Source organism: Streptomyces sp. NPDC054765, assembly GCF_053612065.1.
This window is the reverse complement of record NZ_JBSHBP010000095.1, coordinates 1-23,554: the sequence shown is the minus strand read 5'-3', so window position 1 is coordinate 23,554 and position 23,554 is coordinate 1. Positions and strand designations below refer to the sequence as shown.

Annotated in this window: 21 protein-coding genes; 13 read left to right on the top strand and 8 right to left on the bottom strand. The window is 70.0% G+C overall.

The features are described 5' to 3' along the window. Positions 1-48: 48 nt before the first annotated feature. Positions 49-1,113 carry a type III polyketide synthase gene (locus tag ACWGJY_RS34940; RefSeq protein ID WP_453264911.1) on the bottom strand — a complete coding sequence of 355 codons (1,065 nt, stop codon included), beginning with the start codon at positions 1,111-1,113 and terminating at the stop codon, positions 49-51. Positions 1,114-1,392: 279 nt separating this feature from the next. Then, the gene (locus ACWGJY_RS34935) at positions 1,393-2,601 is read right to left on the bottom strand and encodes a cytochrome P450 (protein ID WP_453264910.1); all 1,209 of its coding nucleotides are present in this window, start codon (positions 2,599-2,601) and stop codon (positions 1,393-1,395) included. 383 nt (positions 2,602-2,984) lie between these two features. Here ACWGJY_RS34935 and ACWGJY_RS34930 point away from each other — a divergent pair, with 383 nt between their 5' ends. The 7 genes from ACWGJY_RS34930 (at position 2,985) to ACWGJY_RS34900 (ending at position 10,454) form a co-directional block, all read left to right on the top strand. Beyond that, positions 2,985-3,590 carry a helix-turn-helix domain-containing protein gene (locus tag ACWGJY_RS34930; RefSeq protein ID WP_453264909.1) on the top strand — a complete coding sequence of 202 codons (606 nt, stop codon included), beginning with the start codon at positions 2,985-2,987 and terminating at the stop codon, positions 3,588-3,590. Between the two features lie 97 nt (positions 3,591-3,687). Beyond that, complete coding sequence (locus tag ACWGJY_RS34925) at positions 3,688-4,419, top strand: SDR family oxidoreductase (RefSeq protein ID WP_453264908.1); 732 nt, start codon at positions 3,688-3,690, stop codon at positions 4,417-4,419. 21 nt (positions 4,420-4,440) lie between these two features. After that, positions 4,441-4,935, top strand: a complete 495-nt coding sequence (locus ACWGJY_RS34920; protein ID WP_453264907.1) for a nuclear transport factor 2 family protein — start codon at positions 4,441-4,443, stop codon at positions 4,933-4,935. 264 nt (positions 4,936-5,199) lie between these two features. Then, a complete protein-coding gene (locus ACWGJY_RS34915; RefSeq protein ID WP_453264906.1) occupies positions 5,200-6,414 on the top strand; it encodes an EfeM/EfeO family lipoprotein in 1,215 nt (404 codons plus the stop codon). A gap of 5 nt (positions 6,415-6,419) precedes the next feature. After that, on the top strand, positions 6,420-7,670 hold the full coding sequence (gene efeB / locus ACWGJY_RS34910) for an iron uptake transporter deferrochelatase/peroxidase subunit (RefSeq protein ID WP_453264912.1): 1,251 nt from the start codon (positions 6,420-6,422) through the stop codon (positions 7,668-7,670). Between the two features lie 164 nt (positions 7,671-7,834). After that, positions 7,835-9,679: a phospholipase C gene (locus tag ACWGJY_RS34905; RefSeq protein WP_453264905.1), complete on the top strand. Its 1,845-nt coding sequence runs from the start codon at positions 7,835-7,837 to the stop codon at positions 9,677-9,679. Positions 9,680-10,076: 397 nt separating this feature from the next. Continuing rightward, a complete protein-coding gene (locus tag ACWGJY_RS34900; RefSeq protein ID WP_453264904.1) occupies positions 10,077-10,454 on the top strand; it encodes a hypothetical protein in 378 nt (125 codons plus the stop codon). Positions 10,455-10,601: 147 nt separating this feature from the next. On the opposite strand, the gene ACWGJY_RS34895 is transcribed toward ACWGJY_RS34900, so the two are convergent. From ACWGJY_RS34895 to ACWGJY_RS34885, 3 genes are all read right to left on the bottom strand, one after another. Continuing rightward, positions 10,602-10,916, bottom strand: coding sequence for an SCO5918 family protein (locus ACWGJY_RS34895; protein WP_453264903.1), 315 nt, complete (start codon positions 10,914-10,916; stop codon positions 10,602-10,604). A 377-nt stretch (positions 10,917-11,293) separates the two neighbouring features. Beyond that, on the bottom strand, positions 11,294-12,802 hold the full coding sequence (locus ACWGJY_RS34890; protein WP_453264902.1) for a DEAD/DEAH box helicase: 1,509 nt from the start codon (positions 12,800-12,802) through the stop codon (positions 11,294-11,296). Between the two features lie 344 nt (positions 12,803-13,146). Continuing rightward, a complete protein-coding gene (locus ACWGJY_RS34885; RefSeq protein ID WP_030788646.1) occupies positions 13,147-13,350 on the bottom strand; it encodes a cold-shock protein in 204 nt (67 codons plus the stop codon). Between the two features lie 977 nt (positions 13,351-14,327). Here ACWGJY_RS34885 and ACWGJY_RS34880 point away from each other — a divergent pair. The 5 genes from ACWGJY_RS34880 to ACWGJY_RS34860 all read left to right on the top strand — a co-directional run bounded on the left by ACWGJY_RS34880 (position 14,328) and on the right by ACWGJY_RS34860 (position 18,836). Next, complete coding sequence (locus ACWGJY_RS34880; protein WP_453264901.1) at positions 14,328-15,035, top strand: response regulator; 708 nt, start codon at positions 14,328-14,330, stop codon at positions 15,033-15,035. 135 nt (positions 15,036-15,170) lie between these two features. Beyond that, a complete protein-coding gene (locus ACWGJY_RS34875) occupies positions 15,171-16,067 on the top strand; it encodes a universal stress protein (RefSeq protein ID WP_453264900.1) in 897 nt (298 codons plus the stop codon). Between the two features lie 36 nt (positions 16,068-16,103). Then, positions 16,104-16,727 (top strand): CBS domain-containing protein, encoded by a 624-nt coding sequence (locus ACWGJY_RS34870; protein ID WP_453264899.1) that lies wholly within the window; start codon positions 16,104-16,106, stop codon positions 16,725-16,727. Between the two features lie 121 nt (positions 16,728-16,848). Continuing rightward, positions 16,849-18,312: a molybdopterin-dependent oxidoreductase gene (locus tag ACWGJY_RS34865; RefSeq protein ID WP_453264898.1), complete on the top strand. Its 1,464-nt coding sequence runs from the start codon at positions 16,849-16,851 to the stop codon at positions 18,310-18,312. Next, positions 18,309-18,836 (top strand): hypothetical protein, encoded by a 528-nt coding sequence (locus tag ACWGJY_RS34860; protein ID WP_453264897.1) that lies wholly within the window; start codon positions 18,309-18,311, stop codon positions 18,834-18,836. The genes ACWGJY_RS34865 and ACWGJY_RS34860 overlap by 4 nt, the downstream gene beginning before the upstream one ends. 13 nt (positions 18,837-18,849) lie before the next feature. Here ACWGJY_RS34860 and ACWGJY_RS34855 read toward each other — a convergent pair whose 3' ends face one another. Continuing rightward, positions 18,850-20,295: a hypothetical protein gene (locus ACWGJY_RS34855; protein ID WP_453264896.1), complete on the bottom strand. Its 1,446-nt coding sequence runs from the start codon at positions 20,293-20,295 to the stop codon at positions 18,850-18,852. A 268-nt stretch (positions 20,296-20,563) separates the two neighbouring features. On the opposite strand from ACWGJY_RS34855, the gene ACWGJY_RS34850 reads away from it, so the two are divergent. Further along, entirely contained in the window at positions 20,564-20,995 is a 432-nt protein-coding gene (locus ACWGJY_RS34850) for an SRPBCC family protein (RefSeq protein ID WP_453264895.1), read from the top strand. Positions 20,996-21,145: 150 nt separating this feature from the next. Here the strand turns inward: ACWGJY_RS34850 and ACWGJY_RS34845 are convergent, their stop codons facing one another. Together ACWGJY_RS34845 and ACWGJY_RS34840 are read right to left on the bottom strand one after the other, a co-directional pair. After that, positions 21,146-21,439, bottom strand: a complete 294-nt coding sequence (locus ACWGJY_RS34845; RefSeq protein WP_453264894.1) for a hypothetical protein — start codon at positions 21,437-21,439, stop codon at positions 21,146-21,148. Between the two features lie 546 nt (positions 21,440-21,985). Then, positions 21,986-23,245 carry a PP2C family protein-serine/threonine phosphatase gene (locus tag ACWGJY_RS34840; protein WP_453264893.1) on the bottom strand — a complete coding sequence of 420 codons (1,260 nt, stop codon included), beginning with the start codon at positions 23,243-23,245 and terminating at the stop codon, positions 21,986-21,988. Positions 23,246-23,554 lie beyond the last annotated feature (309 nt).

The following is a 23,554-nucleotide window of genomic DNA, read 5'->3' as shown; positions in this document are numbered from 1 at the left end:
GCGCGGGGCGCCCGGCGGCTCACCACCGGGCGCACCGAGCGGGGCGGATCACGCCGCTGTACCGGGAGCCGAGGTCCAGGTGCCGAGGGCCATCTCTGCGGTGATGCCGGGGCCGAAGCCGGCCAGCAGACCGCGGTGGCCGTCAAGGGCCGATGCTTCGTCGAACATGCGGGCCAGGGCGTCGAGCACCACCGCACTGGCGATGTTGCCGTACTCGGTCAGCGTCGCGCGGCTGAACCGGAACGCCTCGGGCGGTACGTCGAGGAAGCGGCACAGGTCGTCCAGGATGCGCGGACCGCCCGCGTGGACGATGTAGAAGTCCAGTTCGCCCGCGTCCCATTGGTGCTGTTCGGCGACGGCGCGCAGGGCGGGGGCGAGCGGCTCCATGGTGCCGGGTACGCGCTTGTCCAGCTGGAAGTGGAATCCAGTGGACCGGATCGCGTAGGAGATCCAGTCCTCGGTGTTCGGGATGAGGTACGAACTGTTGCGTTCCAGCTGGACGCCGGTGCCACCGTTGCCGCGGACCACGGCCGCGGCGACCGCGTCACCGAAGAGGCCGTTCGACAGCAGCGAGCCCACTCCCAGGTCCGTGGGCTGGTAGCACAGCGAGCAGAACTCGCAGGCGACGATCAGCACATTGGCGTCGGGGTACGCCCTGCAGAAGTCATGTGCCCGGTTGATCGCGGCGCCGCCCGCCGCACAGCCGAGCTGGGCTATCGGCATCTGCCGGGTCTCCGACCGGAAGCCCAGGGTGTTGATGAGCCAGGCGGTCAGTGCCGGCATCATGAAGCCGGTGCAGGACACGTAGACGATGAGGTCGATCTGCTCGGGTTCCAGCTCGGCCTGGTCGAGTGCCTTGCGGGCCACGGCGGGGACGCGGGCCTTGGACTCCTCCTCGTAGACCGCGCTGCGGGCGTCGAGCCCCGGATGCTTGAGCACCTTGTCGATCGGCTGGATCAGATGCCGCTTGAGTACACCCGTGTGCTCGATGAGCCGCAGGATCAGTCTCAGCTGCGAATGATCCTTGTGCAGCCGTTGCGCGAGTTCGAGGGTGTCGTCTCTGGTGATGACGTATTCAGGGACCGCGATTGCAGGTTTGCACAGAACCGCCATGGGATGCACTCCTTGCAGACTGTGGCCCGCCCAGGGATTTCCCTGTTCTGGAATTCGAGTCGTTATCGGCCGACGGTATCCACTGCGGTAACTCGCCCCAGTACAGCGGGCAAAGAAACCTTGGGCGGAACCGGCGGCCAGAAATTGACGACTACGGGAGGGATTCGAGCGGGCCAGCCGTCGAAGAATGAACTCTCCCCGTGCTGGTGGAACGATCTTTCCGAGTAGTAACCGTACGCCAGGCAGGTGCAATCTGCATTTCGCCGCCGTGGCACACCATTACCAAGTGACCGGCAACTCCAGCGGATAGCGCCAGATCGAGGTGGTGTTCCAGCGGACCTCCTCGGCCGGCTTCGCCAGCTTCAGATCCGGGAAACGCTCCAGAAGGGCTCCGAGGGCGACTTCCAGCTCCGTGAAGGCGAGCGGGGCACCCAGGCAGTGGTGACCGCCCCAGCCGAAGGTCATGTGCGAGGTCCGGTCCCCGCGTTCCAGGTCCAGCTCGTCGGGCCGGTCGAACTTCCGGCTGTCCCGGTTGGCCGTCAGATAGGAGACGTGCACGATGTCCCCGGCCCGGATCGTCACCCCGCTCAGCTCCACGTCCTCGGTGGCGACGCGGGGGATGCCGACGCCCTTGCGGAAGGGGATGAACCGCAGCATCTCCTCCAGGGCCTGCGGGAGCATCTCGGGCCGGGAGCGCAGCATCGCGAGCTCCTTGGGCCGGGTGAGCAGCGTGTAGGCGAGGTTGCCGATCTCGTAGGTGGTGGTGTCCTGGCCGGTGATGAGCAGGACCATGGCCATGACGGTCAGTTCCTGGTCGTTGAGGATCTCGTCCCCGTCGCGCGCGGTGGCCAGGGCGCTGATCAGGTCGTCCCCCGGGTGCCGGCGGCGCTTCGCCGTCAGCGTCTTGAAGTAGGCCCGCATATCGGCCTTGGCCCGGACGGCGCTGTCGCGGTTTTCGAGGGTGACGTTCATCATCGTCCGGGCGTGCCCGCGCAGCTGGGCGCGGTCGGCCTCGGGGATGTCGAGGACCTCGCAGATCGTCGTCAGCGGCAAGGGGGAGGCCAGGCTCTCCATCAGGTCGGCGGGGGAGCCGTGCTCGGTCATCCGGTCCAGCAGTTCGTCCACGACATGCTGGGTACGGACCCGCATGCGTGCCACGTGCCGCGGCGCGAAGGCCTTGGAGACCAGGCTCCGCAAGCGGCTGCTGGCGGGCGGGTCCATCACGTTGATCGCCTCGTCCTGGACGATCGGCTCAGGCGTCATACGGGGGAAGTCCCGGCCGATGACGGCGCTGCGGCTGAAGCGCCGGTCGGTCGTCACGGTGCGCACGTCGTCGTACTTGGTGACGAGCCATGCCTCGCCTTCCCCATGGGGCAGCCGGATACGGGCGACCGGTTCTTCGGTCAGCAGGCGTTTGAGCGTCGGATCGAATTCCAGGGCCTCGGCGTAGTCGAATGGACAGTTCCAGACGTTTGAGCCGGATTCCATGGTGAGCTCCCGAAGTGAGAAGTGGCGGGCGGATTCACCGCCTGCGAAGAAAGCGCCGGATGTACGCACGCGGTCGTATCGGGCCGTCAGCCAGAAAGGCGCCAATTCATCCCGGTTTTCGTAAACGCGGAGATGGCCGGGCGGCTTTTACTGCCCGTTAGGGCAGCGGGCCGGCAGGGGGTGCCCTGCGCTTCCACAGTGGCTTACGGAGATGGGTGGGTGGTCGATGTGCTGCGCCAATCGGGTGATCTCTTCGCCGGCCGCTCGGCGCGGTCCGGGATGCCTCGTCACCCGGACCCGGCCGGCGCCCTTCCCACGTCGGCGCGCGTCGGCCCGTTCGCGCCAACTTGACAAATGTTGTTGCCGGGACGGCAAATAGAGCCATGGCGGACGAGGACATTCCCAGTGTGCTGAACGCGGTCGGCCCCAGGCTCCGGGCGCTGCGGCGAGAGCGCGGAGCCACCCTGGCGCAGCTGAGCGAGGTCACCGGTATCTCGCTCAGCACCCTCTCGCGTCTGGAGTCGGGGCAGCGCAAACCGACCCTTGAACTGCTGCTTCCGCTGGCCAAGGCCCACGGAGTGCAGTTGGATGAGCTGGTCGGGGCACCGGCCACCGGCGATCCCCGTATCCATCCGCGCCCCTTCACCCGCGGCGGGCAGACCTTTGTGCCGCTGACCCGCCATCTCGGCGGCCTGCACGCCTACAAACAGATCCTCCCGGTCAGGAAGGCCACCGGTAACCGGCCTGAGCTGCGCACCCACGAGGGTTATGAGTGGGTCTACGTCCTTTCCGGCCGGCTGTGGCTGGCTCTCGGTGAGCACGATCTCGTCCTCACGTCCGGTGAGGCCGCAGAATTCGACACCCACATTCCGCACGGCTTCGCCAATGCCGGGTCGCATCCCGTGGAATTCCTCAGCCTTTTCGGGGCGCAGGGCGAGCGGATGCACGTCCGCGCCGCGCCGCCGGCGCCGCAACCCGGCGAGGTCTGACCCTGGGGGTACGGCGCCCAGGAAGAAGCCGCCCTGGCAGCCGTGTGCCGGGCGCTACAGGCTTGCTGGCGAACGACGACCGGCAAGAGGAGCAGCCATGAACGAGACCAGCAAGGTCATCCTGATCACCGGCGCGAGCAGCGGTATCGGCGAGGCGGCCGCCCGCCGTCTGGGCGCCGACGGGCACCGCGTCTTCCTCGGGGCGCGCCGCACCGAGCGCCTGGAGAAGGTGTCCGAAGAGATCGTCGGCGCGGGCGGCACCGCGGCATTCCGACGGCTGGATGTCACCTCCGCCGACGACATGCGCGCCTTCGTCGGTGCCGCGCGCGACACATTCGGACGGGTGGATGTCGTCATCAACAATGCGGGCGTGATGCCCCTGTCGCCGCTGGAAGCGCTGCGGGTCGACGAATGGGACCGGATGCTCGATGTGAATGTGCGCGGGGTGCTCCACGGGATCGCCGCCGCGCTGCCCGTGATGCGGGCCCAGGGCGGCGGGCACTTCATCACCGTCGCCTCGGTCGGCGCGTATGAGGTGGTGCCCACCGCCGCCGTCTACTGCGCCACCAAATTCGCCGTACGCGCGATCTCCGAGGGCCTGCGCCAGGAATCGGCCGGTGACATCCGGGTCAGTCTCGTCTCGCCCGGCGTCACCGAATCCGAACTCGCCGACGGCATCACCGACCCGGTGGGCCGCGAGGCCATGGTCTCGTACCGCGCCGTGGCCCTGCCGGCCTCCGCCGTCGCGGACGCCATGGCCTTCGCCGTCGCCCAACCCCCGGAGGTCGATGTGAACGAGATCGTCGTACGCCCTGCCCGCACCCGGTAACGCGCCGTAGAGGAATCGATCATGACTGACAACACCGGCACGGCAGACCTGGTCCGGCGGCTTCAGGCGCTGGAGGACAAAGAGGCTCTCCGCACCCTCATGACCACCGGGTGGCGGGCACTTGACCGCAAGGACTGGCAGACGTGGACCGACTGCTGGTCCGAGCACGCCGTGCTCGAATTCGCGCCGTGGGGAACCGTGCGCGGCAAGGAAGCCATCCGCGCAAAGGTGACCGCGGCCGAGTCCTCCTGCGCCGCGATGCAGCACCACCTCCTCAATATGCAGTTCGAGGTGCGAGGAGAGCGGGCGAGCGGCAGCGGCTACATGTGGTTCGTGGCGGTCCATGACGAGGAACGGCCCGACGATCACTACGCCATGGGCGGCCCCTACGAATGGGAGTATGAGAAGAGCGAGGACGGCTGGCGGCTGACCGTACAACGGCTGGGCGTCTCCTGGCGGGCCGGCCAGGACGTCTCGGGTGCCTTCGCGCCGGCGGAGGGCGGCGTCGCACCGTAAGAACCGCTGCCGGGGCCACGGCAGTTGACCAAGCCCCGGCAGTCACACCCGATCCGCGCGGCGGTCCGGCGCCGGCAACGGCCCGATGAACCCCGGGGAAACTCTTGGCATCTCTTCCGGGGAATGGGTGTTCGGGCGCATCGCACTGCCTAGCATGTGCAGCGTCACCGTCGGCCACGGCGGGACACGCGCCGGGCCGCGGCACCTTCGCCGTCCCGTGCCGTGCAGGTGATCGCGTTGTGGGAACGACCCGGGAGGCTCGGAGTGCCACGATCCGGCCTTGACACGCTGCGGTCCCCTCGTGTCTGGGGCAGCGGGAGCGTCCTCCTCGCCGGGGGGCTGCTGGCGGCGCTGACGCTGCCCGGCGGCCCGCAGGGCGGGGCAGGGCGGGGGCCGGCCGCGGCGGACGGGCTGCGGCACACCGCCGTCGAGGTGTCGCCGGGCGGCTGCGGACGTGGATGGCGCGATCCGCGCCCCGGGACCCAGGTCTTCGATCTGCACAACACCTCCGACGCCGCGGCCGAGGTGTACCTCAAGTCCCCACGGAGCGGGGCGGTTTACGGCGAGGTGGAGGGCATCGGCCCCGGCACCACACGGCAGCTGCGGGTCCGGCTGGGCCAGGGCTCGTACGCGTTCATGTGCCTGCCGGACGACGCCGACGCGGTCACGGGGCCCACGGTCCACGTCGACGGCGGCGGCCGCGGCGGCCCGGCGGCGGCCCCGGTCACCGAGCACGATCTGATCCCTCCGGCGCTCGACTACCAGAAGTGGGTCGCGGGCGGCCTGGACGCTCTCGTCGGCCGGACCGGGACCCTGCGGGCCGCCCTGGCGCGCGGGGACCTCGCGGGCGCCCGGGACGCCTGGCTGCCCGCCCACCTTGCCTACGAACGGCTGGGCGCGGCCTACGGGGCCTTCGGCGACGCGGACCAGCAGATCAACGGCACCGGCGCCGGTCTGCCGCACGGCGACCGGGACCCGGCGTTCACCGGATTCCACCGCATCGAGTACGGACTGTGGCACGGACAGTCCGCCGGCACCCTGCGGACCCCGGCCGCCGCGCTCGACCGCGCCGTACGCAAGCTGCGGGACGACTGGGCGCAGGCACGGATGGAACCGGCGGATCTCGGCCTGCGGGCGCACGAGATCCTGGAGAACACCCTGCAGTCGGAGCTGACCGGGCGGACCGACTACGGCAGCGGCAGCAACCTCGCCACCGCCCGCGCCAACCTCGACGGAACCCGGGCTGTCCTCACCCGGCTGCGCCCCCTGCTGGTCACCCGGTACCCCGGGCTGCCGCAATTGGAAAGCGAGTTGGACCGGGCACAGGGTCTGCTCGACGGCTTCCGCAAAGACGGACGCTGGACGCCGCTGAGCGCTCTGGAGCGCGCCCAGCGGGAGCGGACCGACGCGGTACTCGGAGACCTGGTGGAGCGGCTGGCGTCGGTGGCGACGCTGTGCGATGCACGGAGAACGGTGTGAGGGACATGAGCGGTGTCGGCAGACGGGGGTTCCTGCGGGGCGCGGCGCTCGCCGGGGCCGGACTCGCGGCAGGCGGTGCCGCACCTTCCGACAGCCTGTCCGGGGGCGGTGAGCAGGCCTTGACGACCGGCGCGGGGCCGGTGGCAGGAGCCGCGCCACGGGTGGCGTTCCACGGCCCGCACCAGGCGTCCGTGCTCGCGCCGACCCGCCGCGTCACGGCGTACACCGCGTTCGATGTGACGGCGCAGAACCGCCGGGAGCTGACCGATCTGCTGCGTACCGTCACCGAACGGGCCCGGTTCCTGACCGGCGGTGGAGCACCGGCGTCGGTCGGCATCACCGGGCCGCCCACCGACTCGGGCGTGCTGGGGCCCCAGGTCCCCGCGGGCGGGCTGTCGGTGACGCTCGCCGTGGGCGCGGCGCTGTTCGACGGCAGGTTCGGGCTGCACGGCCGCGCGCCGCGCCGGCTGACCACCATGCCCTCCTTCCCCGACGACGACCTGCAGCCCGACTGGTGCCACGGCGACCTGAGCCTCCAGCTGTGTGCGGACGACACGGACACCGTGCTGCACGCCTTGCGTGACCTCGCCCGGCACACCCGGGGCGGTATGCAGGTGCGCTGGCGGCTGGACGGCTTCACCAGTCCGCCCCGGCCGTCCGGTACGCCGCGCAACCTCATGGGATTCAAGGACGGCACGGCCAACCCCGATGCCCGCATCGCCCGGGACATGGACCGGCTGGTGTGGGTGGGGCCGCGGGACGGCGAGCCGGACTGGGCGGTGGGCGGCAGCTACCAAGTGGTGCGTCTGGTCCGCATGCTGGTGGAGTTCTGGGACCGGGTGTCGCTGACCGAACAGGAGCGCATGTTCGGCCGGGCCCGGGAGACCGGGGCGCCCCTGGACGGTGACCGTGAACAGGACACGCCCGACTATCCCGGCGACCCCAAGGGCGACGTGATCCCCCTGGACAGCCACATCAGGCTGGCCAATCCACGCACCCCGGCCACGGCCGGCCAACGGCTGTTGCGCCGGGCCTACAACTACGACAAGGGCGTGGACAGCAACGGCAACCTCGATATGGGCCTGCTGTTCTGCTGCTACCAGCAGGACCTTGCCCGCCAGTTCGAGACCGTGCAACGAAGGCTGGCCGGCGAGCCGTTGACGGACTACATCACACCCTTCGGGGGCGGCTACTTCTTTGCGCTCCCGGGCGTGCGCGACGAGACGGACTGGTACGGCCGGGCCCTGCTGGCCTGATCGCGAACGGGCAAGAAGAGTCAATATCCGGTCAAGAATTGACCTTACTTACCTGACCAGGTGTTCACCCCCACGCCATCATGGCTCTGCCAGGGCGCCGTCCACCCGGCGCAGAGTGCCGCCCGTACAGCACAATCGCATCCCTGCCCGGAGGGTGAACCAGCATGGCCAGTAGGGGAAGACGAGCAGCGATACGGAGCCTGGGGGCCCTCACGGGCGCCATGGCCCTCGCGGTCCTGGGCGCCGGCGCGCCCTCATGGGCCGCCGGGCCACACCACCCCGATTCCTCCCGTACGGCCACCCCCGTCAAGCACGTGGTCGTTCTCTTCGACGAGAACATCTCCTTCGACCACTACTTCGCGACCTACCCGAAGGCCGCCAACACGGACGGCACCAAGTTCACCGCGTCCCCGCAAACGCCCCGGGACATCGACAACCTGCGTACCGCCGGGCTCCTGAAGCACAACCCCAACCAGTACGCGCCCAAGCGGCTCACGCCACAGCAGGCCATGACCTGCGACCAGAACCACGACTACGGGCCCGAGCAGTACGCCTACAACGGCGGCAAGGCCGACCAGTTCGTCCAGAACACCGACTCCGGCAAGTGCTCCGGCGGCCTCTTCGGCGAGCCCGGCCTGGTGATGGACTACTACGACGGCAACACCGTCACCGGCCTGTGGAACTACGCCCAGCACTACTCCCTGAACGACCGCTCCTTCAGCTCGGTGTACGGCCCCTCCACACCGGGCGCCCTCAACCTGGTCTCCGGTCAGACCCACGGCGTGGTCTCCATGGACCCCGCCTCCGGCACCGAGAACCCCCGGCAGACCGCCACCCCGGACGCGCAGGCCGTGCAGTCGCCCGACGCCAAGGGCGTCGGCACGGTCGTCAACGACCCGGACCCGGCGTACGACGACTGCTCCAACAAGGACCACTCCAGCAAGAACGCGCTCGCCGCGATGCAGGGCCGCAACATCGGAGACGTCCTCAACTCCGGTCACGTCAGCTGGGGCTGGTTCCAGGGCGGCTTCAGGCCCAGCACCGCATGGGACGGCGAGAAGGGCCACTACGCCAAGTGCGGCGGGACCACGCACACCAACATCGGGGGAGCGGCGGTGGTCGACTACAGCCCGCACCACTCCCCGTTCGAGTACTACAAGTCGACCTCCAACCCGCACCACCTGGCGCCGAAGAGCGTCGACGAGATCGGCCACGCCGGGCCGGCCAACCACAACTACGACCTGACCGACTTCGACGCGGTGCTCAAGGCGGGCAAGCTGCCGGCCGTCAGCTTCCTCAAGGCCCCCGAGTACCAGGACGCGCACGCCTCCTACTCCGACCCGATCGACGAACAGCACTTCCTCGTCGACCGGATCAACCGCATCCAGCAGTCGCCGCAGTGGAAGGACACCGCCATCGTCGTCGCCTATGACGACTCCGACGGCTGGTACGACCACACCTTCGCCAAGCCGCGCAACGGCTCCAAGGACACCTCGACCGGCTCCAACGGCAAGGCCACCGACAGCCCGGCCTGCCAGGCGGGCCCCGCGGCCGCCGGCGGCTATGCGGACCGCTGCGGTCCCGGCACCCGGCAGCCGCTGCTGGTCATCTCCCCGTACAGCAAGGTCAACAAGATCGACCACACCCGGACCGAGCAGACCTCGGTCATCAAGTTCATCGAGCACAACTGGCACACCGGCCAGATCGGCGACGCGTCCTTCGACACCCGGGCCGGCTCGCTGAACGGCATGTTCGACTTCCGGCACCCCAACAACAAGCAGGTGCTGCTGAACGCGGACGGCTCGGTCAAGTCGGTCGGCCCGATCCGGCATGTCGCACCGGTCGCCACGACCATCGACCCGGGCCCCTCGCTGCAGAACCTGGCCTCGTCCAGTGACCCGTCCGGCTTCCCCGTGCTCCCGGTGGGCATCGGTGCGGCCGTACTGGCGGCCGGCGTGACGGGCACCTTCCTGGTACTGCGCCACCGCAAGGAACACGGCACCGTCTGATCCGGAGGAACACCGGAACGGCGGGACGGCGGACCGTCAGGACGACGGACCGCAGGGGACGAGGATCCCGAATTACCAGGGACCGCGAGCACGGGGCTCCCTGAGCACGGGAATCCCTGAGCAGGAGAGCCCCTGAGCACCCTGGGGCCGGCCGGCTGCCCGGCGGATTCACCGAGAACGGTGAATCCGCCGGGCAGTGCCGTTTGTGCAGCAGCGAGTCGTACGGGCGCGGCCGCGGGAGTTGTCCCGGGGGTGACTGCGGGAGTCGTACGGGGGCGGCACGGCAGGCGTGCGAGAGCCGTACGGGTGTCAGGAGAGCGCCAAGGGGCGTCACGGGGCGTCTGTCCGCCGCCGGGTGTGGTGCCGAGGGCCGGTCGCGGCAGTAAAGTCTGCTCCCATGTCGAAGCCCGACGAGCTGCTTGTCGACATCGCCGCCATGGTGGAGTCGGAGCAGACCAATCAGATGTCTCTCACTGTTGTTGTCCAAGGCGCCGTCCTCACGGGGCGGTTGGCGCCCGAGGCCGTTTGGCGGCAACGCGTGGCCGAGGTCTTGAAGGGGTCGGAGCGGCTGGGCCCGTTTTCCGCGCTCTTTTCCTCGGCCGGCAAGGACCTCCGCTCGCCCCGTCGGAGCGGTCCGCCCACGCATCTGCACTTCCACGTGGCGAAAATCCTGCAGGGAAGCGTCGGCCTTCCCGAGACCGGCGGGATGTACCGCGTCGCGATCGGGGATGTGGGGGCCTGGACGGTGGGCGACTTCCGCTACTCCGACCACTGACATCCGGCCACTGAGGCCAGGCCATTGACATCCGGCCATTGACATCCGGCCGCGGTCAGATCCCCGGGCTGCCGCCGGCCAAGGGTGTGGGCTCCGGCCTCACCGGCCGGAGCCCACCTCGGCCGGAGCCCACACCCGCGTCAGGTCTCAGCTTTCCGGATCCCATTCCGGGGTCGCCGGACCCTGGAGCATGGCCGACGCCTCTTCGAGCGGGGTGCGGGCGACCGGGGGCGCAGAGCGGCAGGTGAAGCCGAGCCGGGTCAGCGCCCGGGTCACCTCGCCGGCGGAGAAGTCACGACGGTCCTGCCGGGTGATGACCTCCCCGACCTGCTTGACGGGGTAGTGACGGCTGCCGATGAGCACGGACTCACCCGTGATGGGTTCGGGTTTGATGCCCTTCATCGCATCCTGCACCTCGGTCTTGATCAGGTCGAAGGGGAAGCGGGCGATGACGACGCGCATAGTGCCTCTACAGGGTCGAGGAGAAGCCGGAAACGGACGGGTGGCGCGGACGGTTCAGCATGCGAGGGAGATGACTCCCAGGGTGTGCCCGTCCTCGTCGGCCATGGGCGAGGCCCGCAGTGCGCGACCTCGCATGGCGTGCTCCGCGTCGTACACGGACGGCACGGACGAGGAGATGGCCGGCGCGTACGCCGTTGAGGACGGACAGGGCCAGGCCGACGATCATGTCGTCGCCGACCCGGGGTCCCGGCGGGGTCATGACGTTGCCGACCGTCCTGCCGGAGCAGTGCGGATGCCGGGGGTGGGGCTGAAGCAACGTCAACGAAAGCCTCCGTGGTGGGTGAGCCGGCGTGCCGGTCCTGACCGTAGGCGCCCGACTACGACGCCTGGCCGGCGGAGCGCTGTCGCTGCGGCGCGCCGGTCGTGGTCCGGGACGATCCGGTGGACCGACGGGCCTGGGCGGAGCGGCTGCGGCGGCCGCGGGTGGAGGAACCGCTGCGCTTGGGACGCTCGACGACCGGCGCGGCGATGGTGACGGGAACACCGGAGGGAGCCTGGGCACCGGTGATCCGGCTCAGTTCGGCCTCCCCGGAGCGGACCTGGGTGGACTGCGGGGTGATGCCCGCATCGGCCATCAGACGGTCCATCTCGCGGCGCTGGCTGGGCAGCACGAGGGTGACGACGCTGCCGGACTCGCCGGCCCGCGCGGTGCGGCCGCCGCGGTGCAGGTAGTCCTTGTGGTCCGTGGGCGGGTCGACATTGACGACGAGGTCGAGGTTGTCGACGTGAATGCCGCGAGCGGCGACGTTGGTGGCCACCAGGACGGTGACATGGCCCGTCTTGAACTGGGCCAGGGTGCGGGTGCGCTGCGGCTGGGACTTGCCGCCGTGCAGAGCCGCGGCCCGCACCCCGCTGTTCAGCAGGTGCTTGGTGAGCTTGTCCACGGCGCGCTTGGTGTCCAGGAACATGATCGACCGGCCTTCGCGGGCGGCGATCTCCGTGGTGGTGGCGTGCTTGTCGGTGTCGCGGACGTGCAGCAGGTGATGCTCCATCGTGGTCACGGCGCCCGCCGAGGGGTCGACGGAGTGCACCACGGGGTCCGTCAGATAACGCCGGACCAGCAGGTCGACATTGCGGTCCAAGGTGGCCGAGAAAAGCATCCGCTGCCCCTCGGGCCTGACCTGGTCGAGCAGGGCGGTGACCTGGGGCATGAAGCCCATGTCCGCCATCTGGTCGGCCTCGTCCAGCACGGTGATGGCGACCTGGTTCAGGCGGCAGTCACCGCGGCCGATGAGGTCCTTGAGCCGTCCGGGGGTCGCGACGACGACCTCGGCCCCACCGCGCAGCGCCCCGGCCTGGCGGCCGATCGACATACCGCCGACGACGGTTGCCATCCGCAGCGACAGCGACCGGGCGTAGGGGGTGAGCGCGTCGGTGACCTGCTGGGCCAGCTCCCGCGTGGGGACCAGCACCAGGGCAAGGGGCCGGCCGGGCTCGGCGCGCTGGCCGGCGGTACGGGCCAGCAGGGCCAGACCGAAGGCAAGAGTCTTGCCCGAGCCGGTGCGCCCGCGGCCCAGGACGTCGCGTCCGGCCAGCGAATTCGGCAGCGTGGCGGCCTGGATCGGGAACGGGGCCGTCACGCCTTCCTTCGTCAGCGACGCCAGCAGCGCGGCCGGCATGTCCAGTTCCGCGAAGGACTCGGCCGGGGGCAGGGCGGGAGTGTGCGTGACGGGCAGCGCGAACTCTCCCGGCCGTGCGGCCGGACGGCGCCGCTGGCCACCGGAGCGGTTCGACGCCTGCGAGCGGTAGCCACCGCGGCCGGAGCCGGAGGAGCCGGCGGAACGGCTGCGGGAGGAGCGGTCATTCGGGCGAGCTGTGCGGTTCATGGAGAACCTTCCTCGATGCGGTACGTCGAAGAATTCCCGGCAGCTTTCAGCCACACACAAAAGAATCACAGAACGGACCGGAGAAAACAGATGGAACGAGGCGGGGCGGAATCGACCGCCGGCGCGTGAAAAAGGTGTCTCCGCAAAGGGAGACGAGCACGGTGCCGGAGCGGAGAGCTGGGCGGACTGCCGTTCTGCCGCAGCGCACTGCGGTTCGGCACCGAACTGGCTGCCCCTTGTCGCTCGTGCGGCCGCAACGGCACGCACAGCGCATTCCGCAAAGGGCAACGCGCTGGGGCCCGCACCCAAGGTGCGGGCCCCAGCTGCGGTGTGACGCGTCAGTGTCAGGCGGGGACGATGTTCTCGGCCTGCGGGCCCTTCTGGCCCTGCGTGACGTCGAAGGTCACCTTCTGGCCTTCCTGCAGCTCGCGGAAGCCCTGGGTGGCGATGTTCGAGTAGTGGGCGAAGACGTCGGCGCCGCCACCCTCCTGCTCGATGAAGCCGAAACCCTTTTCCGCGTTGAACCACTTCACGGTGCCAGTAGCCATGTCATATCTCCTTCGGGGCAGTGCCCGGGGCCGCACTGTGCGGACCCCGCGTCGCCGCGATGATTGCCCCTCCGGAAAACCCGGAAATACAAAAGCACTCCGATCGGCCTGGAAAGCCGACGAGGTAGCGTGAAGTCTTTGGGAACCACAACTGCAACTGAGATCGACAGTAGCACGGCGCCAGCAGCCCTGCGCGGCTGTTGCTCCGGCCATTTCCGGAGCGCAAAAATCCCTACCGGCGTGGCAGGTATTTCTGCAGTTGCGGCACGAGATATTCATCACCGGTGCACTGATCATCCGGCCGGGAAGCGTGATGCGTCGTCCGTTCCCGGCCCGGACACCTTCGGCGCTGCGGTGGCCTGCCCGCCCTGATGTCGTGCGACAGCTCGCCCGACGACCGGCGGACCGCCCGGCCCCGGCGGCAGGATCGGGCGGGAGGGGGTGAACCAGGCGTCTGCCTCGCCCTCCCGCGTCATCGGTTCCGCCGCTTCGGGCCGACCGGTGTGACGCAGTAAATCTATATCGGGTGGCATAGATATCTGAATTGTGGGCGATCAATATTTCTCTCGCAGTCAAGGGAATTGACTGCCGGTCCGGGATGCCCCACCCGGGTATCCGCGGAAGGGGAGTGGAAGCGGGGCGGAAGAGGGGCCGGCGAAGAGGCGCACGTGACCCCGGAGCCGGGGCCGGGGCCGGGGTCGGAGCCGGAGTCGGACGCGGGGCCGCCGGGCCGACCGCATGCACGCCACCGGCACATTCAACGACGACGACTTGCCCGCCCGCGCCATGGGGCTGTCCCCCTCGTCATTCCGCTGCGCGCTCCGAAGGCGGCCACCGCCGCTACTCCGGCCGCCGGTTGCGGTCGTGGGTGCCACCGGGCCGTGGCTGCGGGGTCCGTACGGCCTGGCAGGCTCATGCGATCGGGGCCACGATGGGGACAGTGGAGCGGAGACGTCGTACCCAGTCGGAGGGGCGTCATGAGCGACGCAGCGGGCTGCTCACCGCAGCGGCCGATCCGGGTGTTCCTGCTTGACGATCACGAGGTCGTCCGGCGCGGTGTGGTGGATCTGCTCGACGCCGAGCCCGATATCGAGGTGGTCGGCGAGGCGGCCACCGCCGACCGTGCACGTGCCCGCGGCCCGGCGCTGCGGCCGGATGTCGCGGTCCTGGACGTGCGGCTGCCGGACGGTGACGGGGTGTCGGTGTGCCGGGAGCTGCGCTCGCATCTGCCGGGGCTGGCCTGTCTGATGCTCACCTCGTTCGACGATGACGATGCGCTGCTCGATGCGATCATGGCCGGTGCGGCCGGTTATGTGCTGAAGGAGATCAACGGGGCCGATCTCGTCGCCGCGGTGCGTACCGTCGCCTCCGGGCGGTCGATGCTCGATCCGTCGACGACGGCGCGGCTGATGAGCAGTCTGCGGGGTGATGAGTCCGGCGCGGGCCCCGAGGAGGATGCGCTCTCGGGGCTGTCCGGGCGGGAGCGGGAGATCCTCGGCCTGATCGGCGCCGGAATGACCAACCGTCAGATCGGTGCGCGGCTCTACCTCTCCGAGAAGACCGTCAAGAACCACATCTCCCGTCTGCTGGCCAAACTCGGGGTGCAGCGGCGCATCCAGGCGGCCGTCCTCGCCACGCAAGCTGCCTCGGATCCCGGCGCGGACGCGGGCCCGCACCGGTACTGAACTCCTGGAGCGCCGAGATGGCCGGTCCGTCCATTTCCCCGCCCTTTGTTCCCCGCCCCCCTCTTCCCCGACTCTCCATTACCCGACCCCCAATTACCCGACCCCGAATTCTCCGACCCCGAAGGGAGAACGGCCATGGAGCCGGAAGTCATTACCGCCGGGCTCGACGGCTCGCCGGAGAGCCAGGCAGCCGCGGAATGGGCCGCTGAAGAAGCGGACCGGCGGCAGTCGGTGCTGCGGCTTCTCCATGCGTGGATCCTGCTGGCCGCCGAGGCGCCGGACACGCCCCCGGACCGGGATCAGAATGCCGGCGCCCGGCAGATCGTGCGCCGGGCTCTGGAGGAGGTACGGGAACGCCACCCGCACCTGCGGATCATCGAGGACCTGGTGGGGGCGGAGGCCGAACCGGCGCTGCTGGGCGCGGCCGGTGAGTCACGGATGCTCGTGCTCGGATCGCGGGCGCTCCGGCCGTGGGAGAGCTATGTGCTCGGTGACGTGAGCCTGAATGTCGTGGGGCAGGCCAAGGGGCCGGTGGTCCTCGTCCGTAAGGGGCAGCACACGGAACCGCCGCGGCGCGATCGGCCGGACGGTCCGTCGGCTGAGCCCGATGCGCGGGTCGTCGTCGGGCTCAGCCTCAACGGCCCCTGCGACCGGATGCTCGACTTCGCCTTCGATGCCGCGGCGGTCCGGGGTGTTTTGCTGCAGGCCGTGCACGGGCGTCCGCTCCCGGTGCACGCCTACACTCCGTGGGGCCTGGACCCCGATGCCGCGACCGAACTCGCCAAAGAGGCGGCCGTCGAGCTGGGGGATGCGCTCCGCCCGTGGTGTGAGCGATACCCCGGCGTCGTGGTGCAGCAGACCGTGCTGCCGGAGCGCCCGACCCGCGCTCTGGTCCAAACGGTCTTCGGGGCCGGTCTTCTGGTGGTCGGCCGCAGGCTGCACCGTCCGCCGCTCGCGCCACGCGTCGGCCCGGTGGCGCATGCCGCCATCCACCATGTGACCTGTCCGGTGGCTGTGGTTCCGCACGAATGACGAGGCCATGCCAGGCCCCGAAGGGAATGGCCGAAAATGACCCACCGCAGGGTTGCCGACCTGATGACGCCCCACGCCGTCGTCGTCCAACGAGGCACTCCGTTCAAGGAGATCGCGCGCCTGCTCGACGACTACGACATCACCGCCGTTCCCGTCCTCGACGAGAACGAGCATCCGGTGGGAGTGGTATCCGAGGCCGATCTGCTGCGCAGACAGATCGAAAAGCTCGGGGCGACCACCGCCGAAGCGATCATGACGAGTCCCGTGGTGGTCGCACGACCCGGGTGGAGCGTCGTCGAAGCGGCCAAGACGATGGAGAAGAACAAGGTCAAGCGGCTTCCCGTGGTCGATGACTCCGGCCGTCTCGTCGGTGTGATCAGCCGCAGCGACCTTGTGCGGCTGTTCTTGCGCCGTGATCGCGCCATTCAGGAGGAGGTGCTGGAGGAGGTGCTGACGCGAACGCTCGGGGTGTCACCGTCCGCGGTCACGGTCCAGGTCGCCGATGGCACCGTGACGCTCACCGGCACCCTGGAGCACAAAAGCCTCATCCCTGTCGCCGTGCGGCTGTGCGAAAGCGTCGACGGCGTGGTCGAGGTGGTCGAGCGGCTCAGCTGTCCCGGGGACGACACGGCCACCCCTGAGCAGGGGGCGCCGGGGTAGCGCCACGCGGTAAGCGGCGCCCGGTGGCGAGTGGAACGGCATGGTGGCCGTTATATCCGTACATCGCTGCATATCTTGTCACTGCGGGGTGGGACGGGCCGCCCCACGGCGAAGGGATGTCATGGAGCCGAGCGACCAGGGCGACGGGCCGCACCGCCCCGCGCCGGGCCACCGCCCGGACGAGGCGGCCTCCGCAGGTGCACCCCGGCCGGCCCGCCCTGCGCAACCGTCCGCGGACAAAGCCGCCGCCCGCCGGCCCGCTGACGCGCCGTCACGGCCGGCCCGCAGCCGGCGCGGCCTTCATCCGCCGGCCGGTCCGCCGCCGGGTCCGGCGCGCCCCGGGTTCTGGCGCAGTCCTCTGCGGGGGCCATGGCTGACCTCGGTGTTCGGGCTGATCCTGCTCCTCGGCATCACCGTGCTGTTCGTGACCGGGCTGCTGTCCTACGCCGCCTACAACCCCGATCTGGCTCCGGGCAACGATCAGACACCGGACAAGGGCTGGCTGGGCTTCTACCTCTTCTCGTGGCCCACCAGCCCCTATTGGCTCTACCGCCTCACCCAGGGCATCCATGTGACGCTCGGCGTGGTGCTGATTCCCGTGCTGCTGGCCAAGCTGTGGTCGGTCATCCCGAAGCTGTTCTCCTGGCCGCCGCTGCGCTCACCGAGTCATGCGCTGGAACGGCTGTCGCTGCTGCTTCTGGTGGGCGGGGCGCTGTTCGAGTTCGTCACCGGCGTGCTGAACATCCAGCTGCACTACATCTTCCCCGGCTCCTTCTACACCCTGCATTTCTACGGTGCATGGGTGTTCATCGGCGCGTTCATCGTCCATATCGCCTTTCGCCTCCCCACGATGACGAAGGCCCTGCGCAGCCGCCGGCTGCGGACCGAGCTGCGCACCCCGGCCGCCCGGACGGAGCGCGAACCGGCCGATGACACCGGGCTGGTCACCCCCGATCCCGCGCCTGCCACCATGTCGCGGCGTGGTGCGCTCGGGCTGGTGGGAGCGGGTTCGCTGAGCCTGCTCCTCGTCACGGCGGGGCAGAGCATCGGTGGCGCACTCCGCGGGACCGCGCTGCTGGCCCCGCGCGGCCAGGAACCGGGGAACGGGCCCAACGGCTTCCAGATCAACAAGACCGCGGTGAGCGTGGGGATCACGGCCCGCGACATCGGCCCCGACTGGCGGCTGGTCGTACGGGGCGAGGGCCGGGAGAAGACCTTCACCCGCGCACAGCTCCTGGCTCTTCCCCAGCACACGGCCGCCCTGCCCATTGCCTGTGTCGAGGGCTGGTCCACCGACGACCAGCACTGGAGCGGCCTCCGGCTGGCGGACCTCGCCGCCCTGGTCGGACTGCGCCGGAGCCCACCGGGCGTCTTCGTCGAATCCGTGCAGCGCACCGGCTCTTTCCGCTCGACGCATCTGCGTGACAACCAGGTACGCGATACCAGATCCTTGCTGGCCCTCCGGGTCAACGGCGCCGCTCTCTCCCCGGACCACGGTTACCCGGCGCGCATCATCGTCCCCGCCAACCCCGGTGTGCACAACACGAAATGGGTCACCCGCCTCACCTTCGGGAGCACATCGTGAAGGGCATCCGCGAACGCTACGGGGCGTCTCCGCTCCACCTCCTTCTCGTGCTGTGCTCCTTCTTCCTGGCCGGGTACGCGGGCACTCGACTGCTCAAGGGCGACACTCTCGGCGTCGTCATCTGGTTCGTCGGTGCGGCCCTCCTGCACGACCTGGTGTTTCTGCCCCTCTACACCGGCACCGACCGCCTGGTACAACGCCTCTTGCGGCGCCGGCAGCGCCCCGCGAAGGCTCCCGGCCCGGTGGTGGCGGGCGGGATCAACTACGTCCGGGTGCCGGCTTTCGTCGCGCTCCTGCTCCTGCTGGTGTGGTACCCGCTCATCCTGCGTCGCGTCCCGGGCTTCTCCCTGTACACCGCCCTGCCGTCCGGTGTGTTCTGGGGCCGCTGGCTTCTGATCACCGCAGCGCTCTTCGCGGCCTCCGCGGTGTGTCTGCTCGCCGCGCTGTGGCGCACACACTCGGCACGGGCCCACTCCGGCGAACCCCCGCCCCCGCCCCCGGCGTCCCGGGGGCGGAAGGAGTAGTCCGCGGCTGTGGTCACCAGCCGGTCAGCAAGAGATGGTTGACCAGCAGTGTGAGGACGGCCTGCGCGGCCAGCCACCTGGAGTGAACACGGCGTGGCAGCAGCGCACATGCGGGCAGCATCCACACCGCGAAGGCCAGCCAGATCCGTTCGGTCTCCGCCTTGCTCATCCCGGACAGATCCGCCAGCAGCAGCATGCACAGCCCTGCCGCGACCAGAACGGCCAGGGCACCCCGGCCGCCCGGCCGCTCGCGGCGGATTCCCCGCGCCGCCCGCCACAGCGGACCGGCGGCGCGGCGCAGACCTGCGACGGTGGCCAGGCCCACGGTCACCACCTGGGCCGCCAGGTTCGCCCAGAGGAAGTAGCCGTACGGGCGTACCTTCGCCGCGCCTTGGTAGTAGCGCTCGACCAGGGTCGTATAGCCCTCCACCCACCAGAACCCGGCAGAGGTGAAGGCCGCCACCCATACCAGCACGCCCAGCAGCACATACGGCAGCGGACGGGCCGAGCGCGCGAGCACCAGCACCGCGGCCCCGAGGACGGTGAGAACCGTCAGGCCGTAGGAGAGATACCAGGCCCAGCCGAGCAGCAGCCCGGCGCCCAGGGCGGTAAGGCGCGGCACCCGGGTACTCCGTGTGGCCGCCAGGGCCAGCAGTGCGACGGCCCAGGCGGCCACGCCCGCGAAGTAGCCGTCCGCGCTGACCCCGACCCATACCGCCGCCGGTGCCAGTACGAGGAACGGGGCAGCCCGGCGCGCCAGTTCCGCACCGCACAGCGAACGGACGGTCACCATGACGGCCGCGGTGAGCGAGGTCCCGACGGTGATGCACCAGACGGCGGCCCAGGCGCCGCCGCCCAGCCCGATCCGGTCCAGGCCGACGAACGTCAGCAGCGCACCGGGCGGATGCCCGGCCACATGCGCCGGCCACAGGCCGGGCGAGCCGACCAGAATGTGATGCGTGAAGTCGCGCAGAAAAGCGCCCACACGGTGTACGTCATCGACGGACTGCAAGTACTCCAGGCTGGTGGTCAGCCGTTCGGCGACGCCACGGCCCCACCCGTCCACGAGCGCCAGCGACCACGTCCAGGCCATCGCCGCCGCCCACACCGACGGCACCAGCGCCCGCCACGGCAGACGCCGCGCGGTCGGCGGACCGTAGACCACCACCAGCGCCGCGACGGCCACCGCCGCCGGAGTACCGGGGCCGGCGTGCGGCAGCCACCATGCGTACAACGGTGGCCAGCCCAGCCGCAGAATCCCCTCGGAACCGTAAATGGTCCGGTCGATGACGCGCCCGATGACCGCTGCCAGGACGAACAGCGTCACCGCACCCGCAACCGCCCACAGATCGCGGCGGCACTCCCGATTCCGCGCACTCGCTGTCACCCGGCTACCGTAAGTCAGCCGCGCGGCCTGACCGCTGATCGCCACCTCTTGTGCCCCGGGAGGGGCATGCATGACCCGGATACGCCAGAACCCGACACGGGATGATCTTGCCTACAGATTCAGCGCGGCGGCTTCGTCGTGCTCACGCCGCATGCGCATGACGGTCGCAGGGGCTGGATGCTGCCCCTGGGTGCGGTCGCGGATGTATTCGCGTTCGCTGCCGGAGAGCGCGGCCGGAGCGCACCCGCCGGGCCCGCTGGAGCCGGTTCGCTTCCGGCTCCTGCCCGGAGCACCCTGGAGACATGACCATGTAGCCGTGAACCGAGCTGTGAGGTGCCCCATGAGCACTCTCGAAGAACATATAGACATCGGTGTCCCCCTCGATACGGCCTGGGACTGCCTGCACCGGGCGGAGGCCTATCCGCGCTTCCTGGACGGTGTACGCGAGGCCCGTCCGGAGGGTGAGCAGCGGACGCACCTGGACCTCGACGCGGGCGCTCGCACGCAGGGGCTCGATGTCGAGATCACCGACCGCAGCACGGAGAACGTGATGCGGTGGCAGACCACCAGCGGCCCCGATCTGGCGGGCACCTTCTCGTTGCTGCCCATCGACCGGGAGCACACCCGGGTGCAGGCCCGGTTCGAGTACGACCCGGGCACCATCAACGAGGCATTCGGCGGACCGCAGGGGTTCGCTCAGGCGGCCGCGATCGAACGCGGTCTGCGCAGCGACCTCCAGCAATTGAAGCTGCTGGTGGAAGCGGAGCGGTAGGCCACCGGGCAAGGTGCCCTGATCGTGCCCTGATCCGGCACTCCAGCTGATCCCGGCACTCCATCCCATCTGATCCCGGCACTCCAGCTGATCCCGGCACTCCATCCCATCTGATCCCGGCACTCCATCTGATCCCGGTACGCCACGTGGTCACCGGGGGTGGATGTCGGCGGCGACGATCACTCCGTCCTGGACGGTGAAGGTGCCGGTGTAGTGGCGATGCGTTCTGTCGTTGAGCGTCTGGTCCAGCTTGACCGCAACCTTGTTGCCGACCACCGAGACGACCGTGACCTCGTACTTGTTGGTGGTGTCGAAGGACCGCACGAATGCGTCGTACGAATTCCCCGCGATGTGCTGCCGCCCGCCCAGCGCCCAAGCGGCCACGAAGTCACGGTCGTTGATGACCTGGAAGTACGTATTGACCACGTCGGTGGGATCCGGCACGGGCTGCATCACCGAGGCCGGACGACGGTCGGCCGCGGCCTGTGTCCACGAGTGGCTCAGCGGTGGCCCGACTGCCCTTCCCGCGGCGCGAGTGGGGGCCGTTGCGGCCGTAGCCGTAGCCGTAGCCGTACTCGTCCCGGAAGCGGGGCCGTTCGCCCGGTCGATGCCGAAGAACGCGCCGGCACAGGTGAGGGCCACGACAAGGGCCAGGAGTGCGACCAGGGACACCCTCACAGGGGGCAGGGCCACGGAACCGGAGTGTGGGGTGTGGGGCGCGGAGGTTTGCGTCGGTGCCCGCGCCGAGCGGTCTTGCGGCACACGACGGTCGTTCACACGGTGAAGTCCGGAATGCTCTGTCATCGGTCACCCCGAGCAGTTCGAGGATCTGGATCTTCTTATCTCCCATCGTGCGTGACGCACCTCGTCGCTGCATCTGCTGGTCGAGTTGCGGCTCCCCGGCCGTACGCAGGGAGTCACGCACCATGACCCGGAGTGTGCGCCGGATTTCAGCCGGCCACGTGTGGCGGTCCGGGGACACGTGCGGGGTCACAGGCGGACGATGACCAGGGCGATGTCGTCGCGGGCGCCGGCGCTGACGCCGAGACGCGTCAGCAGTGCGTCGGCGAGGCGTTGTGGGCTGAGCCTGCTGTAGCGGGAGAGCGCGTCGGTGAGGCGGGAGAGACTGGCGTCGATGTCTTCGTCGCGGCGTTCGATCAGCCCGTCGGAGTAGAGGACGAGGGTGTCGCCGACGGTGTAGGGAACGTGGGCCTGGGGGCGTGGCTCATGTTCGGGGTGGGCACCCAGGGGCGGGTCGGTGGCCTGGTCCAGGAGCGCGTGGGTGCCGTCGGCGTGGAGCAGGACGGGGGGTGGGTGGCCGGCGCTGCTGTAGGTGACCTGGCGGCGGGCGGTGTCGATCAGTGCCTGGACGACGGTGGTGGCCAGGGCTTTGTCGACGGAGCGGGCGTACAGGCCCAGCACCTTCAGCGCCTGGGCGGGGCCGTCGACGGAGCGGGCGGCGGCGCTGAGGGCGCTGCGCAGCATGCCCATCACGGCGGCGGCCTCCAGCCCGTGGCCGACGACATCGCCGACCGCGACGGCGAATGCCTCCCCCGGGAGGTCGACGATGTCGTACCAGTCGCCGCAGATGTTCAGTGAGCCGATGGCGGGGAGGTAGCGCACGGCGATGTCGTGGTGCCGGGCGAGGTCCGGGGAGTGGAGCATCGCCTCCTGGAGGGTGAGCGCGACCTGGCGTTCGCGCGCGTGGGCCCGGCGCAGCTCCTCGTTCAGATGCTGCAGCGCACGCGCCCGGACGTACAGCTCGGCCTCCATCGCCTCCTCGCGCTCGCTCAGCTGCCCGCCGGGCATCTGACGGGCCCGGCGGGAGTGGACGAACGCCGTCACGTCCTCCACCCGGTGGATGATCCAGGCCACCGAGCCGTCCTGGCCGATGACGGGGGTGTTGATGGTGGACCACCAGCGCTCCTCGAACACGCCCGGCTCGTCGGCGACGGGGATGTCGTACCGCTGGACCGCCATCGTGTCCGGCTCACCGGAAGCCAGTACCCGGTTCAGCGAGGGATGCAGGTTCTGCACGCCCTCGGCGTCCGGGTCCGCGGGGTTGTCGGGGAAGGCGTCGAAGACGTACTGGCCGGTCAGCTCGTCCCGGGTCCGTCCGGTGGCCTGGAGATACGCCTCGTTGACGGCCACGATCACCAGGTCCGGGTCAAGGACCAGGCAAGCGCTCGGTGTCGCTGCGAACAGCGCCGCATGATCGAGCTCCGGTCTCCGCACGCGCTCCCTGCCCATCCTCCTCCGGCTCACGGGCCCCACCTGTGCCAATCTATGAGGCACCCGGCGCCTGCGCCCGCCGGGAGACCGCCACAGCGCACAACGGCCCCGGGCGACGGACTCCGCTCGCCGGGGCTCCGGGGTGCGCGCGGCACGGCGCCGGCCGGATGCGGCCCGTTCCCCGTGGTTCACCCGAATGGATCGCGCGCTGTGGATGCCGGGCCCGGCTCACCGCCGGGTCCGGCCCGACCCGCTCGACGGCCTGTGACGCCGCGCTCCGGCACTACCCCGACGGCGCCGGACCGGCGTACCGGCCCGGTACGCCGG

What these genes read in the sequence shown, in the direction of transcription:
- ACWGJY_RS34940 (WP_453264911.1), bottom strand. Translation starts at nt 1,113, where the DNA reads ATGGCGGTTCTGTGCAAACCTGCAATCGCGGTCCCTGAATACGTCATC.
- ACWGJY_RS34935 (WP_453264910.1), bottom strand. Translation starts at nt 2,601, where the DNA reads ATGGAATCCGGCTCAAACGTCTGGAACTGTCCATTCGACTACGCCGAG.
- ACWGJY_RS34930 (WP_453264909.1), top strand. Translation starts at nt 2,985, where the DNA reads ATGGCGGACGAGGACATTCCCAGTGTGCTGAACGCGGTCGGCCCCAGG.
- ACWGJY_RS34925 (WP_453264908.1), top strand. Translation starts at nt 3,688, where the DNA reads ATGAACGAGACCAGCAAGGTCATCCTGATCACCGGCGCGAGCAGCGGT.
- ACWGJY_RS34920 (WP_453264907.1), top strand. Translation starts at nt 4,441, where the DNA reads ATGACTGACAACACCGGCACGGCAGACCTGGTCCGGCGGCTTCAGGCG.
- efeB (WP_453264912.1), top strand. Translation starts at nt 6,420, where the DNA reads ATGAGCGGTGTCGGCAGACGGGGGTTCCTGCGGGGCGCGGCGCTCGCC.
- ACWGJY_RS34905 (WP_453264905.1), top strand. Translation starts at nt 7,835, where the DNA reads ATGGCCAGTAGGGGAAGACGAGCAGCGATACGGAGCCTGGGGGCCCTC.
- ACWGJY_RS34900 (WP_453264904.1), top strand. Translation starts at nt 10,077, where the DNA reads ATGTCGAAGCCCGACGAGCTGCTTGTCGACATCGCCGCCATGGTGGAG.
- ACWGJY_RS34895 (WP_453264903.1), bottom strand. Translation starts at nt 10,916, where the DNA reads ATGCGCGTCGTCATCGCCCGCTTCCCCTTCGACCTGATCAAGACCGAG.
- ACWGJY_RS34890 (WP_453264902.1), bottom strand. Translation starts at nt 12,802, where the DNA reads ATGAACCGCACAGCTCGCCCGAATGACCGCTCCTCCCGCAGCCGTTCC.
- ACWGJY_RS34885 (WP_030788646.1), bottom strand. Translation starts at nt 13,350, where the DNA reads ATGGCTACTGGCACCGTGAAGTGGTTCAACGCGGAAAAGGGTTTCGGC.
- ACWGJY_RS34880 (WP_453264901.1), top strand. Translation starts at nt 14,328, where the DNA reads ATGAGCGACGCAGCGGGCTGCTCACCGCAGCGGCCGATCCGGGTGTTC.
- ACWGJY_RS34875 (WP_453264900.1), top strand. Translation starts at nt 15,171, where the DNA reads ATGGAGCCGGAAGTCATTACCGCCGGGCTCGACGGCTCGCCGGAGAGC.
- ACWGJY_RS34870 (WP_453264899.1), top strand. Translation starts at nt 16,104, where the DNA reads ATGACCCACCGCAGGGTTGCCGACCTGATGACGCCCCACGCCGTCGTC.
- ACWGJY_RS34865 (WP_453264898.1), top strand. Translation starts at nt 16,849, where the DNA reads ATGGAGCCGAGCGACCAGGGCGACGGGCCGCACCGCCCCGCGCCGGGC.
- ACWGJY_RS34855 (WP_453264896.1), bottom strand. Translation starts at nt 20,295, where the DNA reads ATGCATGCCCCTCCCGGGGCACAAGAGGTGGCGATCAGCGGTCAGGCC.
- ACWGJY_RS34850 (WP_453264895.1), top strand. Translation starts at nt 20,564, where the DNA reads ATGAGCACTCTCGAAGAACATATAGACATCGGTGTCCCCCTCGATACG.
- ACWGJY_RS34840 (WP_453264893.1), bottom strand. Translation starts at nt 23,245, where the DNA reads ATGGGCAGGGAGCGCGTGCGGAGACCGGAGCTCGATCATGCGGCGCTG.